Annotated in this window: 13 protein-coding genes; 7 read left to right on the forward strand and 6 right to left on the reverse strand. The window is 60.1% G+C overall.

Annotation, left to right across the window (positions count from 1 at the left end):
- Window positions 1-25 precede the first annotated feature (25 nt).
- The 3 genes from EOL43_RS11795 to EOL43_RS11805 all read left to right on the forward strand — a co-directional run bounded on the left by EOL43_RS11795 (window position 26) and on the right by EOL43_RS11805 (window position 1,265).
- Window positions 26-379 (forward strand): rhodanese-like domain-containing protein, encoded by a 354-nt coding sequence (locus EOL43_RS11795; RefSeq protein WP_133488773.1) that lies wholly within the window; start codon window positions 26-28, stop codon window positions 377-379.
- Window positions 380-499: 120 nt separating this feature from the next.
- Window positions 500-841 (forward strand): ArsR/SmtB family transcription factor, encoded by a 342-nt coding sequence (locus tag EOL43_RS11800; RefSeq protein ID WP_133488775.1) that lies wholly within the window; start codon window positions 500-502, stop codon window positions 839-841.
- Window positions 834-1,265 (forward strand): SRPBCC family protein, encoded by a 432-nt coding sequence (locus EOL43_RS11805; protein WP_133488777.1) that lies wholly within the window; start codon window positions 834-836, stop codon window positions 1,263-1,265. The genes EOL43_RS11800 and EOL43_RS11805 overlap by 8 nt, the downstream gene beginning before the upstream one ends.
- 66 nt (window positions 1,266-1,331) lie before the next feature.
- Here EOL43_RS11805 and lpdA read toward each other — a convergent pair whose 3' ends face one another.
- From lpdA to EOL43_RS11830, 5 genes are all read right to left on the reverse strand, one after another.
- The gene (lpdA, locus tag EOL43_RS11810) at window positions 1,332-2,726 is read right to left on the reverse strand and encodes a dihydrolipoyl dehydrogenase (protein WP_133488779.1); all 1,395 of its coding nucleotides are present in this window, start codon (window positions 2,724-2,726) and stop codon (window positions 1,332-1,334) included.
- 111 nt (window positions 2,727-2,837) lie between these two features.
- On the reverse strand, window positions 2,838-3,422 hold the full coding sequence (locus EOL43_RS11815; RefSeq protein ID WP_133488781.1) for a DUF924 family protein: 585 nt from the start codon (window positions 3,420-3,422) through the stop codon (window positions 2,838-2,840).
- Window positions 3,423-3,479: 57 nt separating this feature from the next.
- Window positions 3,480-4,739 carry an MFS transporter gene (locus EOL43_RS11820; protein ID WP_133488783.1) on the reverse strand — a complete coding sequence of 420 codons (1,260 nt, stop codon included), beginning with the start codon at window positions 4,737-4,739 and terminating at the stop codon, window positions 3,480-3,482.
- Window positions 4,740-4,831: 92 nt separating this feature from the next.
- Window positions 4,832-5,893 (reverse strand): tRNA preQ1(34) S-adenosylmethionine ribosyltransferase-isomerase QueA, encoded by a 1,062-nt coding sequence (gene queA, locus EOL43_RS11825; protein ID WP_133488784.1) that lies wholly within the window; start codon window positions 5,891-5,893, stop codon window positions 4,832-4,834.
- Between the two features lie 36 nt (window positions 5,894-5,929).
- Window positions 5,930-9,631 carry an AsmA-like C-terminal region-containing protein gene (locus EOL43_RS11830; protein ID WP_133488786.1) on the reverse strand — a complete coding sequence of 1,234 codons (3,702 nt, stop codon included), beginning with the start codon at window positions 9,629-9,631 and terminating at the stop codon, window positions 5,930-5,932.
- A gap of 195 nt (window positions 9,632-9,826) precedes the next feature.
- On the opposite strand from EOL43_RS11830, the gene bcp reads away from it, so the two are divergent.
- From bcp to EOL43_RS11850, 4 genes are all read left to right on the forward strand, one after another.
- Window positions 9,827-10,306, forward strand: coding sequence for a thioredoxin-dependent thiol peroxidase (bcp, locus tag EOL43_RS11835; RefSeq protein ID WP_240686541.1), 480 nt, complete (start codon window positions 9,827-9,829; stop codon window positions 10,304-10,306).
- 2 nt (window positions 10,307-10,308) lie between these two features.
- Window positions 10,309-11,181: a ferritin-like domain-containing protein gene (locus EOL43_RS11840; protein WP_240686542.1), complete on the forward strand. Its 873-nt coding sequence runs from the start codon at window positions 10,309-10,311 to the stop codon at window positions 11,179-11,181.
- Window positions 11,182-11,450: 269 nt separating this feature from the next.
- Window positions 11,451-12,770, forward strand: coding sequence for a M23 family metallopeptidase (locus EOL43_RS11845; RefSeq protein ID WP_133488885.1), 1,320 nt, complete (start codon window positions 11,451-11,453; stop codon window positions 12,768-12,770).
- Entirely contained in the window at window positions 12,760-13,290 is a 531-nt protein-coding gene (locus EOL43_RS11850) for a bactofilin family protein (RefSeq protein WP_133488788.1), read from the forward strand. The genes EOL43_RS11845 and EOL43_RS11850 overlap by 11 nt, the downstream gene beginning before the upstream one ends.
- 75 nt (window positions 13,291-13,365) lie before the next feature.
- Here the strand turns inward: EOL43_RS11850 and EOL43_RS11855 are convergent, their stop codons facing one another.
- Window positions 13,366-14,154 carry a DUF2189 domain-containing protein gene (locus EOL43_RS11855; protein WP_133488790.1) on the reverse strand — a complete coding sequence of 263 codons (789 nt, stop codon included), beginning with the start codon at window positions 14,152-14,154 and terminating at the stop codon, window positions 13,366-13,368.
- Window positions 14,155-14,177 lie beyond the last annotated feature (23 nt).

Raw genomic sequence — 14,177 nt, forward strand, 5'->3', positions numbered from 1 at the left:
CGCGCAAGCGAAATAGGAGCATGACATGTTTGGTTTCATGATGGGCGGGGCGAAAATGGATCCCCGCGAGGCGGTCGCGAAAGTCCTTGCAGGCGAGATCAACCTGATCGACGTACGCGACCATGGCGAAGTGCAGATGACCGGCAAAGCCAAGGGCGCCGTGGTGGTGCCCCTGTCCGTGATGCCGTTTCAGTGCGACCCGAAAGGGCCGGACTTCAACAAAGACATCGACACCTCGAAACCCGTGGCGCTGTACTGCGCATCCGGAGCACGTTCAGCGCAAGGCGCGCAGGTGTTGAAACGTCTGGGCTTTGACGAGGTATATAACATCGGGGGCTTGGGTCACTGGCATCAAGCCGGTGGAGAAATCACCCGCTAAGACACCCTTCCCTTTAACGAAATGAGAACCGCGCTGGTTTTGCCAAGCGCGGTTTTTCTTTGCCCAGCACTCATTCACCCCAATGGTTGACTGACCAGTCGCACCATGTTATTCATCCATATGGTTGAACGAAATGATACGGACCATCTGTCCACGGTTTTGAAGGCGACATCAGACCCTAAACGCCGATCCATCCTGACACTGCTCGCACAGGAAGGACCGCTTCGGATTACGGATATCGCCGCGCGTTTTGACATCAGTCTGAACGCGGTCTCGAAGCACATCAAAGTGCTGGAAGCCGCAGGGCTGGTGACGCGCCGCACCGAATGGCGCGAACATCTGATCGAGGTTCAGATGGGCCCACTTTCACTTGTCGATCAATGGTTTAACGAACTCCGGTCGATCTGGGCGCTGCGCCTGGACGCCCTTGAAGCTGCCCTGAAGGAGGACGACAATGACTGAGCTTTCCCTTGAAATCACCCGCCACATCCCGCACCCACCCGAGCGCGTTTTTGACGCTTGGCTGGACCCGAATATGTTGGCGAAATTCATGGTGCCCGGCCCGGGCGTGACCATTCCCGAAGCCAAGGTCGACCCGAAGGTGGGCGGTCAATTCCTGATCATGATGCGTGTGCCCGAGGCAGGCGACCTGCCCCATACGGGCGCGTATCGCGTGATCGACCGCCCCAACCAACTGGCTTTCACGTGGGTCTCACAAAACAGCCAAGAGGATTCGGTCGTCACGCTCGACTTCGCGCCGAAAGACGGCGGCACCGACCTGACCCTGCGCCATGTTCGCTTTCCAACTGAGCAAAGCCGCGACGATCATAACGGAGGCTGGAGTCGCATTCTGGACGCACTTGCCGGGCTTGAAGTCGCGGCGTGATCCATCGGAAAATGCAAAAAAAGGCCGGGCGATTGACCCGGCCTTTTCTTATTAATTCACAGCAGCTTACATGTGGATGACACGGTCGTAAGCGTCCAACACAGCCTCGTGCATGCTTTCCGAGATTGTCGGGTGCGGGAAGACCGTATGCATCAACTCTTCCTCGGTGGTTTCCAGCGTCTTGCCGACCACGTATCCCTGGATCATCTCGGTCACTTCCGGGCCAACCATATGGGCGCCCAGCAGCTCGCCGGTTTTCGCGTCGAACACGGTTTTGATCATGCCCTCAGGGTCGCCCATGGCAATGGCCTTACCGTTGCCGATGAACGGGAAGCGACCGACCTTGATGTCATAACCCTGCTCTTTCGCCTTGGCTTCCGACAGGCCGACCGAGGCGACCTGCGGGTGACAATAGGTACAGCCCGGAATGCTTTCCGGTTTCACCGGGTGAGCGTGCAGACCGGCGATCAGCTCGGCCACCATCACGCCTTCATGGCTGGCTTTGTGGGCAAGCCACGGCGCACCGGCGATGTCACCGATCGCATAAAGACCATCCACGCCAGTCCGGCAATGCGCGTCGGTCACAACGTGGGTGCGGTCGATCTTCACGCCGAGCGCTTCCAGACCCAGACCTTCCACATTGCCGACGATGCCAACGGCGGAAATGACGGTGTCGAACTCTTGCTTCTCGACCTTGCCGCCAACTTCGATATGGGCGGTGACTTTGCCTTTGGCGCGGTCCAGCTGCTTGACCATGGCTTTCTCCATGATCTTCATGCCTTGCTTGACGAAGGACTTCTTGGCGAAGGCCGAGATCTCGGCGTCTTCCACAGGCAGCACGCGGTCCATCACTTCGACCACGGTGGTGTCTGCGCCCAAGGTGTTGAAGAAGCTTGCAAATTCGATCCCGATTGCACCGGAACCGATGACCAGAAGCTTCTTCGGCATGCGCGGCGGGTTCAAAGCGTGCTTGTAGGTCCAGACCAGATCGCCGTCAGCTTCCAGCCCGGGCAGTTCGCGGGCACGGGCGCCGGTAGCCAGAACGATGTTCTTGGCGGTCAGCTCTTCGGTGCCTTTCTCGGTCTTGACCGAGACCTTGCCCTTGGCGGGGATCGTTGCCTCGCCCATCACCACGGTGACTTTATTCTTCTTCATCAGGTGGCCAATGCCGCCCGACAGCTGCGCCGCCACGCCGCGCGAGCGCTTCACGATGGCGGGCAGATCATAATCGATGTTGCCAGCGGACAGGCCAAATTCCTTGGCGCGGTGCATCAGGTGGAAAACTTCGGCCGAGCGCAGAAGCGCTTTGGTGGGGATACAGCCCCAGTTCAGGCAGATACCGCCCAGATGCTCGCGTTCGATGATGGCCACCTTCTGGCCTAGTTGAGCGGCCCGAATGGCTGCAACATAACCGCCCGGCCCTGCGCCGATCACGATCGTATCATAACTCTGTCCTGCCATCGGTGGCTCCTCCTTTTTCAAGATAGTTTGGCATTAAACTATTTCGTTCAACGGATCAATTACCTCAGCGAAACCCTGCTATTCGCTCAGCGAAACCCGGGAAATGCGCGTCTATTCTTGTTCATCTTGTAGCTCGTGCAAGATATGGCCATAGCCGCCATCGCGGATAAATTCATCCTCCTCGGCGCTACTGACACGCCCAAGCGCCTGATTTCGATAGGGAAAACGGCCAAAACGGTGAATGATCTCGCGATGCACACGGGCGTGAAGCGTATCCCCCTCGCCGCGCGGATCAGACATGCGGTCTTGCATCAATTCGATGCAACGCTCCTGCATTGCCATCTCTTCGCTGTGCATGAAGGGCATATAAAAGAATTGTCGGGTCGGCAGATCGATCTGCAAATCAAGCCCATTATCGATTGCGCGCTCGGCGCATGAAAGCGCTACTGCGTCCGTCGCAAAGGACCGCGCATCGCCGCGAAACATATTCCGCGGGAACTGGTCGGTCAGGATCAGAAAGCCCAACGCGCCCTCAGCTGTGTCTTGCCAGTGGTCCAGCGCCCCGGTGCGCGCAGCCTCCCAACTGGGCAGGAATCTGTCGCGGATGGCGTTATCCAGTTCTTCCGTGCCGTTATACCAGCCCTCGGGCCCGGTATCGTCGACCCAGAAACGAATGATGTTCTGTGCAGTGGCCATGCAGTCCTCCCGTACTGTTAACCCTAACGGGCCGGGAGAACTCTGCAAGCCCTGCGATCAGCTCTCGTCTTCGTCGCTTGCTTCTGCCTCTTCCGCCCAGAATTCCTGCGCCATGTCGACTGCCACGGGGGAGGCAGCAGGCGCCATGGTCACGAATGCACCGGTATCTTCCGGCGCAGGTGCCGACCGCTGGGTCGAGCGCCACAGGCCATAAGCCAGAAGCGCCAGAAGCAGGACGGCCATATAAGACCAGAAGCCGCTGGGCCCCACGACTCCCATCACCCAACCCGAGATGATCGGGCCTGCGATGGCGCCAATCCCGTTGATGAAGATCAGACCGGCCGAGGCGGCCGGCATATCGTCGGGCTCTAGGAAGTCGTTCACATAAGCCAGAAGCAGCGCGTAAAGCGGGTTGGTCATACCGCCCATCAGGAAAGCCGCAGCCAGAAGTACGGTGTAGTTTGACGACAAAAACACCGGTAGGAACCCTGCCCCGGCGGCCACTGCCGTGACGATGAGGATCAGGAAACGGCGATCCATCCGATCCGAGATCCAGCCGATTGGATACTGCAGCACCAGCCCGCCTATATAGAAGGTCGACACAAAGCCCGAGATCTGCGCGACGCTCAGCCCAGCTTGCTGCCCAAAGACCGAGGCCATGCCGAACTGCGCCGCGAACACGCCGCCAAGAATGAAGAAACCCACACAGCCCAGCGGAGAGATCGTGTAAAGCTCGCGCAGGCTAAGACCTTTGGTGGTTTCAAAGGCCGGCGTTGGGTTCACGGACAAAAGGATCGGCGCGAAGGCAATCGACACCAGCACCGAGGGAATGATGAACAGGATGAAATCCTGCGGATCCCCAAGTACCAACAGGCCTTGCGCCGCGATAATCCCGACCATCTGCACAAACATATAAAGCGACAGGGCTTTGCCGCGGTTCGCGTTATCAGCCGCGTTGTTTAGCCAGCTTTCGGCGGTGACATACACGCCCGAGAAGCAGAACCCGACCACGACGCGTAGAAGCGTCCAGGCAATCGGATCGTTCATTGCCGGGTACAGGATCAGAACGGCCGAGATGAAGGATCCCAGCGCCGCGAAGACCCGAACATGGCCGACACGGCGGATCATGGTCGGCGCCATGCGCGATCCGAACAGGAAGCCAGCAAAATAACCGGACATGACAAGCGACAGCTCGAAGGTTGAAAAGCCCTCAAGCCCACCACGAATACCCAACAGCGTGCCCTGCACACCGTTGCCAACCATCAAAAGCATGACGCCCAACAACAGCGCCCAAGAGCTTGCCAGAACCTGAAGCATGAAACCCTCCGCCAGTCCGAGAGGTTCAGTGTAGCCGAAGGCGCTGTCCGGAAAACGCTTTTTCGCGACCTTACGGGGTCGCGTTCCGGCCTCTACGCCCCCTTGGGCAGCAGAAGCGAGCTGTCGCCGTAAGAAAAGAAGCGGTATTTCTCAGCGATCGCATGGGCATACACATCGCGCATCCGCTCGGTCCCCATCATCGCAGACACCAGCATCATCAGCGTCGATTTCGGCAGGTGGAAGTTGGTCATCAGCCCGGCGGCGATTGAGAAATCGAAGCCCGGGGTAATGAAAATATCGGTCTCGCCGGTCCAAAGCGCGATCTGCCCCTTCTTCACCGCTGCGCTTTCGATCAGGCGCAACGCGGTGGTGCCAACCGGAATCACGCGCCCACCTGCCACAAGGGTCGCGTTGATTTCGTCTGCCGCGTTTTGGCTGACCTCGCCCCATTCGGCGTGCATCTTGTGTTTCGAGACGTCATCGACCTTCACCGGCAGGAAAGTGCCTGCCCCCACATGAAGCGTAACATGGGTAAGCCCCACGCCCATCGCTTCGATCTTCGTCAGCAAATCCTCATCAAAATGCAGCGACGCCGTGGGCGCAGCGACGGCTCCGGTGTTGCGGGCAAAGACGGTCTGGTAGTCTTCATTGTCTTGCTCGTCCGCCGCGCGTTTGGCGGCAATATAGGGCGGCAAGGGCATCTTGCCTGCCTCGGCAATCGCCACGTCAAACGCGTCACCTTCTAGATTGAATCGCAGTACAGCCTGATCGTCGTCGCGCCCCAAGAACTCGGCGCTCAGCGCGTCCGAGAACGCGATCACGTCGCCCTCTTTCAACTTTCGCAGTGGCTTCGCCATGGCGTGCCATTGACCCTGCCCATCCGGCGACAGAAGCGTGACTTCGATATTGGCAACGCCTTCGCCGGGCGCTTGCCCCGGACGGGTGCGTGTGCCGAACAGACGGCCCGGGATCACCTTGGTGTCGTTCAGGATCAACCGATCCCCCGGGCGCAACCACTCGGTCAGGTCACCCACATGGGCGTCGGTTAGGCTGTCCGGTGTCGCCACCAACAGGCGGCTCGCGGTGCGCGGACGCACGGGGCGTGTCGCGATCAGCTCTTCCGGCAGTTCAAAGTCAAAATCACTCAGTTTCATGGCCGCGCACATAGGTCTGATCCGCGCAAAGGTCAATCATTCGGGACGCGGTGGCGGGTCACGGCGGAAAATGTCACGGAAAAAGCCCGGTGTGAACACCGACAGCGGATTGACCGAGACGTCGGGCGCGGACGCCGTGCCACCCAGTTGATAATTGAACCCGACAAGCCCTTCCCCCTTGCGGGCAAAAATACGCCCGGCCGAGTTCACCGCATAGAAGGGCGAAATCACCCCTTGCATCTGCATCCGCTCGGAGCCGAGATAATAATAGCCATCCATCGAAATCCCCATCGAATGCCCCGAGGCCGAGCTTTCGTAGATCGTCACCTTCTCGGGATCCAGACGGAAGCGCGCGTTTACATCGGTGAACGGGATGCCCTGCCCCCCCAATTGCTGCAACAATCCGATCACCGAGATCGCGGACAGAAGCTCGGCCATGGCAGGCGCGTCGTGGACGTCGATATTGTCGGTGATGGTCAGGCTACCTTCGTAAACGCCCTTCCCACCAGCGGGCGTCAGGATCAGCTCCATCTTGCCGCCTTTTGCGGATTTGAACAGGCCCGCTTCGCGCATGACCCGCCCTGCATTGCGCGCCTTGATACGGAATGCTGTGCCGTTTGGTTGGGGGGCCGTAACACCCCGAATAACCGGCTTACCCGAGACACGCCCCTCGAACCGCCCTGACAGGCCGGTGGCCCCGCTGGTTAGTTCGGCTTCAAACGGCGTCAGCACAATACCTTCCGCGATCGTCAGTCGGTCCAGCTTCAGATTGATAGGGGTGTCGCCTTGGGATCCGCCGCTTCCCCGGTTCGCGCCCACCGTTGCGCCGCGCAGGTCAATCGTGCCGCCATTGACGGTCACGGCAACCGGCACCCCGTCGCCGCGCCCGGTCAGCGTCACCTGAGCATCCAGCCATCCGCCCAGCTTGACCCGGTCAAAGACGGCCGTGTCAAACCCACCTTCCGGATGCAGGTTGATCCGCCCTGCAGCAGAAAGCCCTGATGTCGTAAGCGCCAGCTGATCAATTTGCGGTACCGCGCCAAGGTCAGCGGTTAGTGTGATCTGCCCATCTGCCTCTTTGGGCTTGGACCAGCCTAGGGGCGGAATGGACAAAGCCACGCCTTTCAAGTCGCCCTCAAGCGTCAACCGGGGCGGAGCATCCTTGTTCAAAACAATCTTGTAGTCGCCGCGCCCTTCACCGCGCACTGTGCCCTCGGGCAGGCCGACCTTGAAGACCTCAAGCATCTGAGTGTTCAAAGGGAAACGCCCCGTAACGGTCGAGGGGCCCGTAGCTTTACCAGCCTCGAACGGCAGCTCCCAAAGGCCAGATAACGGCAGCCCTGACAGGGTGCCCTGCCCTCTAAGGCTTAACCCGGCCTCATCAAAGCGCATCGTCGCGTTGGGCAGTTTCAGCGCGTGGCCCGGAACGATCTTGGTGCTTTCGACATTTCGAAGATCAGCGCTCAAATCATAGGTTATGGCACTACGGGGCGCCTGGGGCTGCATCTGAACGTCGACCCGCCCGCGCACCGTCGCGCGCCCTGTGGCCATGTCCGGCCCCATCTTGCCATCGCTTGTCCGGAACACTTGGAACGGCTTCGAATTCAAAAGGTGAAGCGCCGCCGTCACGGGTCCCGAGACGGACAGATCGACCTCGGCCGGAACGGGGCGCACGGGAAGGTTGGGATCCGCATCTGCCGGGCGCGGTTTACCCATCTTCGGAATGACAAACGTCGTCCCGCTAACATCCAGAACCCCAGCAATACGCCCATCTGGGCTGCGCGGGCGGACAACACCCCGATCCGCCACAACGGACAGGCGGCGGCCCTCGATCACCAGACGCCCATCCGCGTACTCGATGGGCTGCATGTTTTTCACCGCCCGGATCGACATATCCTGATAGGACGCCGAGAGGTTCAGATGCGCGGGCGCGTCGCCTCGTTTGCGCCACGCAATGGCGACATCATGGAACTGCCCGCCCGAGACATTGTCGCGGATCCATGTCCTGACCCGCGCACTGCGCGCCTCGGGCCACAAGGCGACCACCTGATCCGGGGTGACTTTCTCGGCCCGGCTATCAAAGCCCAAGGACCACGCCCCGCCATCGACCGCGATCCGCCCTGATCCCGCAATGTGGCGATCTTCATGGGTGACATAGGCCTGCCCGATCTCTACCTCGAACGGATCAAGTCGCAGACGGAAATCCGCCCCGCCTTGGCCCACAAGCACGGCCTCTTCGAACAGCTCTGACGGATTTAGCTTGGCCTCGGACAGTTGGACCTGCCCGATCATCTCGGTCGGCCAGCCGCCTGTCCAGCCACGCAGATAGGCGTGTCCTTCCGCGCTGGCTTGCACCCAATCCGACGACAGCGACATTTCCGAGAAGTCCATGCGCTCGCGTTCCGGGTCATAGTCGATGTAGACCCGGCCACCGTTGAATCGCGCGGGCTTGGCGCCCCCGTTCGGGGAAATCGCACCCGCGCCAAACTCCAAGAACCCCGCCAGATCCGAGATCGCCCCCTCGTCATCCACCACCGTCAACAATTCGCCCGAGATCGGTGCGTCCACGACCCCAAGGAAGGTGAGAAGCGGCGTTTGCGCGGCGATATCTGCCGACAGCGCGTTCTTGAACCGCGCGGTAAACTCAGCCGCCGAAGAAGTCTTCGCGCTTCGGAACTCCAGCACGGTCTCGGCCAGTGTTTCGGTCTGATTGAAGACGTCGAAAGACACGGACATGCTGACATGCTCGGCATCTTGGGTGATGACCAACGCCCCGTCGGTCACCTGCCAGATCCGCCCAGTGCGTGCGTCTTCCAGCGTGATGGTCAGAGAGTCGGCGCGGATTTCATCCGTGTGGGACAACACGCCGTCTGCAAAGACCTGATCAATGCCATCCAGAAGGCTTGCGAAGTCGCCGCTTGCCCCGACCCCCTGCCCGAAACTAAGCGCAAAGGCACCGTCCGCTTGCCGCCGCACCGTGATTTGCGCCCCGGATAGCTCAAGCGTTGCGGGCTCCAATCGGCCTGACAGCACGGGCAGGACAAAAACCGAGCCTTCGACCGCATTCAGGCGCCCAATCTCTAACCCCGTCTCGTCGCGCACGCCCAGATCCACCAAACGCAACCGGGGCCGACCGTTTCCGGAAACCCCTAACTCAATCCGCGCAAGCGACAGGGTCACCGCACTGGATTGGTCGTTCAACCGCTCTTCAACTGTCCGCGCCACCCAATCCGGCATCGCAATGACCCGGCCCGTGGCCGACATGGACACCAGCGCCAAGAACAGGGCCACGGCCACGAACATCATGATCGTCCAGACGCCCATACGGCGTTTGAGTTTGCGCGATGACCTGCGGTCCGATGCGGACGGGGCTGAGACCTGCGCCGCCGCGCTTTCCCCGGGGGCCACACGGGACGGGACGACATCAAGCGGCGCCGCCTTTGGCGCGTCGCCCTTCGAGGGCTGAAGGCCTTGGTGCGTTTTCTTGGCGACGGCAGGCTCTTTGGGCGCAGGCTTGGCGAGGTTTCTGGCTCCGAGCGGCCGCCGCACGTGCAACAATGCCTGCTCAATCAACCCACGCAGCGGCAACCTGCGCGCGCTGGCGGCCAGCACCGCAGCCTCGGCCTGCTCAACCGACAGATCCTCGGGCGTATCAGCCCCCTGTGACGCCGCCTTCGGCGCACCACCTTCCGGGGGCACGCCAGTCAGGTCATCTTCTGGCGTTTTTTCACTGGTCATTTTGCCTGTCGGACCGGCTCTTGCAGCCCCCTGTATTTTCCATCATTCTGCCCAAAACAACGCGGCGGCGAAAGGCTTGAATAGGGGTAAGTACCCGATTTTTCTCGCTTCGGCCGGTGCAACACCGCAAAACACCTCGTGCTGGCGCAGAACCTGATAAGGCTCTAACGGCTCAACGGAAGGAACGCTAGAAACATGACCCAGACCATGCCCGCAGTTGGCGACATCGCGCCGGATTTCACGCTTCCGCAGGATGGCGGCGCGCCCATTTCTCTGTCTGACCTCGCGGGCGCGCCCGTGGTTCTATTCTTCTATCCCAAGGACAACACCCCCGGCTGCACCACCGAAGCGCTGGATTTCACCGCCCTTCTGCCCGAGTTTCAGGCACTTGGCGTGCATGTCTTGGGTGTGTCGAAAGACAGCCTGAAGAAGCACGAAAACTTCCGCACGAAACACGCGCTTGGCATTCCGCTTTTGTCCGATGCCGAAGGCGACGTCTGCGAACGCTACGGCACGTGGGGCGAGAAAAAGAACTATGGCCGCACTTATATGGGCATCACCCGCACCACCTTCCTGATCGGCGCAGATGGGCGCATCGCGCAGGTGTGGGAGAAGGTGAAGGTGAAAGAGCACGCCCAAGCTGTGCTGGACGCCGCCCGCGAACTGGTAGGTTAAGCATGACGGGTCTTTCCAAACCCTTGGCGCAAATGGCGGACGAGGTGCTGCGCACCGCAGATGGCCGCGAAAAGACCGCCTTGGCGCGACGCTATGCGGCGGAATGGTTCGCCGCGCGCGAGGCCGGGCAGATCACCTCTCCCCTGCAAGATCGGGCTGCGGTGATTGGCGACGCAACGCCGCCGGACTTCCCGGCGCGCCCCGAAAAGCCCGAGCTGAAAGATCCCCGCGACGTGCCGCGACGTCGCCCCGGATCGCGCCAAGGTCAAATCGCGCTTCTCCATGCCGTCGCGCATATCGAATTGAACGCGGTCGACCTGCATTGGGACATCATCGCGCGGTTTACTGATACTCCGATGCCCTTGGGGTTCTATGATGACTGGGTGAAAGCCGCTGAAGAAGAAGCCAAGCATTTCAATCTGGTAAGCGATTGCCTTGAGGCGCTGGACAGCCACTATGGCGCGCTGGCCGCCCATGCGGGCATGTGGAAGGCAGCCGAGGATACGGCCACAGACATTCTGGGTCGCTTGGCAGTGGTTCCCATGGTGCTGGAAGCGCGCGGATTGGATGTGACCCCCGGCATGATCGACATTTTCAAGAAGGCTGGGTTGGACGACACGGTCGCCGCACTCGAAGTGATTTATGCCGAAGAGGTCGGGCACGTGGCCTATGGCTCGAAATGGTTCCATTTCCTTTGCGGGCGACACGAGCTGGACCCGAAAGAGACGTTCCACGAGTTGGTGCGCACCTATTTCCACGGGGCGCTCAAACCGCCCTTCAATGAAGAGAAACGGGCAGAAGCTGGCCTACCACCGGACTTCTATTGGCCACTGGCCGAGGAAACGCCGGACCGCCCGCGCGGGACACCGCGGTAGCCCGCACAAAATCCCGCGTAAGTAGAGCCAAAACCCTCGTCTTGGCGCCAAATCTGACAGGGCAGGATTTCCAGACCGGGAGTTCCCTGCCCTGTTTACTTAAAATCGGCAGAAAATTGCCCGTTTCAGCGTGGCAAGCCGATGAATTTCCCAAATTTTCTTGCGTGAACGCAGGCACCACGCTAAGCACCACGGGTCTGACGGCTCGCCTTCAAGAGCACCCATTCGCCGCGGACAGGGGACGTAAGGAAGACACTGGGGATTGCGCATTGCATAACCATCTGATCGCGAAGACCAATCATCTGCTCGAGCGGGTTTTTCCCGAGCAGCGCCTGTTCCTGCGATCCGAGGAAGGCACGCGATTCATCCGGCTGTCGCCGCTGACCCAAGCCCTCGGTTGGACCGGGTCTGCCGCCTTCTTTGCCTGGTCGATCATCGCCACCGCTGTTCTGCTGATGGATTCGATTGGGTCGGGCAACCTGCGCGATCAGGCACAGCGGGACAAACAGCTTTACGAACAGCGCGTGCAAACCTTGTCCGAAGAACGCGACGCCCGCACCTCGGAAGCGATTGCGGCGCAAGAACGCTTCAATCTGGCGCTGTCGCAAATCTCGGAAATGCAAAGCGAGCTTCTGGCGTCCGAAGAACGCCGCCGCGAGTTGGAAACTGGAATCGGCGTCATTCAGTCGACCCTGCGCCGCACCATCGGCGAACGTGATCAAGCGAAGGGTAGCTTGGAACAGGTGCTCGCAGAAGCACGTGAAAACGCCGACAATGCCGCCCCGGGCGCGACCGCCGTCGCCAGCAACGCCACGCTGACCTTCATGACGGAAGAACTGGCCCGCACCGCCGCCGAGCGCGACAAGGTCGCCGCCAGCGCCGCCGAGGCCGAGAAATTCGCCCAAGACATGATGTACGAGGCGCGCCTTAAAGAAGAGCTTAACGACCAGATCTTCCGCCAGCTGGAAGATGCAGTATCGATTTCGCTCGAACCGCTGGACAAAATGTTTGCCAAGTCCGGCATGTCCGTCGACAACATTCTGGGCCAGATCCGCCGAGGCTATTCCGGTCAGGGCGGCCCGCTCACCCCGCTGATCCTGTCCACCAGCGGCGGGGCCCCCGATCCTGACACCGAACGCGCCAACCGCATTCTGGGTGAACTGGATCGTATGAACCTCTATCGTATCGCTGCCCAGAAAATGCCCTTTGGCATGCCTGTGAAGTCAAACTTCCGCTTCACCTCGGGCTTTGGCACCCGCTGGGGCCGCATGCACAATGGCACAGATTTCGCCGCCCCCATCGGCACCCCGGTCTATGCACCGGCGGATGGGGTCGTCATTCACGCCGGTTGGTCTTCGGGCTATGGCCGGCTTATCAAGATCCAACACGAGTTCGGCATCGAAACCCGTTACGCCCATTTGTCGCGCATGAATGTGCAGAAAGGACAAAGGGTCTCGCGCGGGGATCGAATTGGTGATATTGGAAACAGCGGACGCTCGACCGGGCCGCATCTTCACTATGAAGTGCGCGTGGGCGGACGTCCGATCAACCCCATGATCTATATCAAGGCAGCACGCGATGTTTTCTAAAAGCAAGATCAACGAGCCCGGCCCCAAGGCTGGCGACAAGGACACCAAACCCGCAGCGGCTCCTGCCGCTGACAAGCCGGCGATCCCGCCCAAGGCATCGACACCGCCCGTGCCGTCTTCGGCCCCGAAAGCCAAGCCGCCCGCATCGACCCTGTCGTCTGACATTGTCATCAAGGGTGACATCAAGTCGACCGGCGACATCATCGTTGAAGGCACCGTGGAAGGTGACATCCGCGCCCACCAGCTGACCGTTGGCGAAGGCGCCACCGTACGCGGCGAAGTGGTTGGCGACGACGTTGTGATCAACGGCCGCATCGTTGGCCGCCTGCGGGGCCTGAAAGTCCGCCTGACCGCCACGGCACGCGTCGAGGGTGACATCATTCACAAAACCATCGCCATCGAAAGCGGTGCGCATTTTGAAGGCTCGGTACAGCGTCAGGACGATCCGCTGTCGGGTGGTGCGAAGAAGATTCAGCCTGCTGCTGCCCCTGCCCCTGCGGCAGCTGCTGAAAAAGCCTAAGCCTGGGAAATCCCGGACTGTTCCAAAAAAAGGCCGCCTGATGGGCGGCCTTTGCTATTCTAGGGCTGTGTTGTGTTAGTCTTCGAAGGACATGACCTTCTTGTACAAATGCCAGGTTGCGTGACCCAATACGGGCAGCACGATGAACAGGCCAAAGAACAGTGGTACCATCGCCAGCACCATCAACACCGTGACCAGAGCGCCCCAGAAAACCATTGGAACAAAGTTCTGCACCACGGATTGGAACGAATAGATCATGGCCGAGATGAAATCCATCTCGCGATCCAAGAGCATCGGTAGGCTGCTCACAGTCAGGGCAAAGGCCACAAAGGCCATGATGCCGCCAACAACGGTGCCCACAGCCAGCATGGTGATCCCGTTGGTGTTCAGCAGCGCATCCTGCCAGTTCGACGTGATATTTGTCATAGGCTGCAGCCCCATGAACAGCATGAACACGATATGCGCCACGAAGATCCAGAACAGAAAGCCCATGATCAGAACCATTGCGATGGACGGGAACTGCCGGTCTTTTTGGTTAAACACCACACCCAGGATTTGCGCCCAATCAAGCGGGGCGCCGGTTTCCAGACGGCGGCTGACCTCGTACAGGCCGACGGCCAGAAACGGGGCTAGAAACGGGAAGCCAAAGGCGACTGGAATGATCCAATAGCTTTGATCCATCACCTTGAATTCGAGAAACAGAACAATGCCGCCCAGCACAAAAAACAGTGCGAAAAACAGCCCGAAGGCTGGCGCGGCTTTGAAATCCTGAAATCCTGATTTGAAGGCTGACAGCACATCCGAAATGGAAATGGATTGAATACTTGGTGGCGACGAGGCCTCCAAAGTGGTTGCGTCAGACATTTTTCCTCCCTGCACGTATCTTA

Source organism: Aliiroseovarius marinus, assembly GCF_004360145.1.
In the GTDB taxonomy this organism is placed as follows: Bacteria; Pseudomonadota; Alphaproteobacteria; order Rhodobacterales; family Rhodobacteraceae; genus Aliiroseovarius; species Aliiroseovarius marinus.

Coding starts and splice junctions, on each gene's coding strand:
- EOL43_RS11795 (WP_133488773.1), top strand. CDS start 26: ATGTTTGGTTTCATGATGGGCGGGGCGAAAATGGATCCCCGCGAGGCG.
- EOL43_RS11800 (WP_133488775.1), top strand. CDS start 500: ATGGTTGAACGAAATGATACGGACCATCTGTCCACGGTTTTGAAGGCG.
- EOL43_RS11805 (WP_133488777.1), top strand. CDS start 834: ATGACTGAGCTTTCCCTTGAAATCACCCGCCACATCCCGCACCCACCC.
- lpdA (WP_133488779.1), bottom strand. CDS start 2,726: ATGGCAGGACAGAGTTATGATACGATCGTGATCGGCGCAGGGCCGGGC.
- EOL43_RS11815 (WP_133488781.1), bottom strand. CDS start 3,422: ATGGCCACTGCACAGAACATCATTCGTTTCTGGGTCGACGATACCGGG.
- EOL43_RS11820 (WP_133488783.1), bottom strand. CDS start 4,739: ATGCTTCAGGTTCTGGCAAGCTCTTGGGCGCTGTTGTTGGGCGTCATG.
- queA (WP_133488784.1), bottom strand. CDS start 5,893: ATGAAACTGAGTGATTTTGACTTTGAACTGCCGGAAGAGCTGATCGCG.
- EOL43_RS11830 (WP_133488786.1), bottom strand. CDS start 9,631: ATGACCAGTGAAAAAACGCCAGAAGATGACCTGACTGGCGTGCCCCCG.
- bcp (WP_240686541.1), top strand. CDS start 9,827: ATGACCCAGACCATGCCCGCAGTTGGCGACATCGCGCCGGATTTCACG.
- EOL43_RS11840 (WP_240686542.1), top strand. CDS start 10,309: ATGACGGGTCTTTCCAAACCCTTGGCGCAAATGGCGGACGAGGTGCTG.
- EOL43_RS11850 (WP_133488788.1), top strand. CDS start 12,760: ATGTTTTCTAAAAGCAAGATCAACGAGCCCGGCCCCAAGGCTGGCGAC.
- EOL43_RS11855 (WP_133488790.1), bottom strand. CDS start 14,154: ATGTCTGACGCAACCACTTTGGAGGCCTCGTCGCCACCAAGTATTCAA.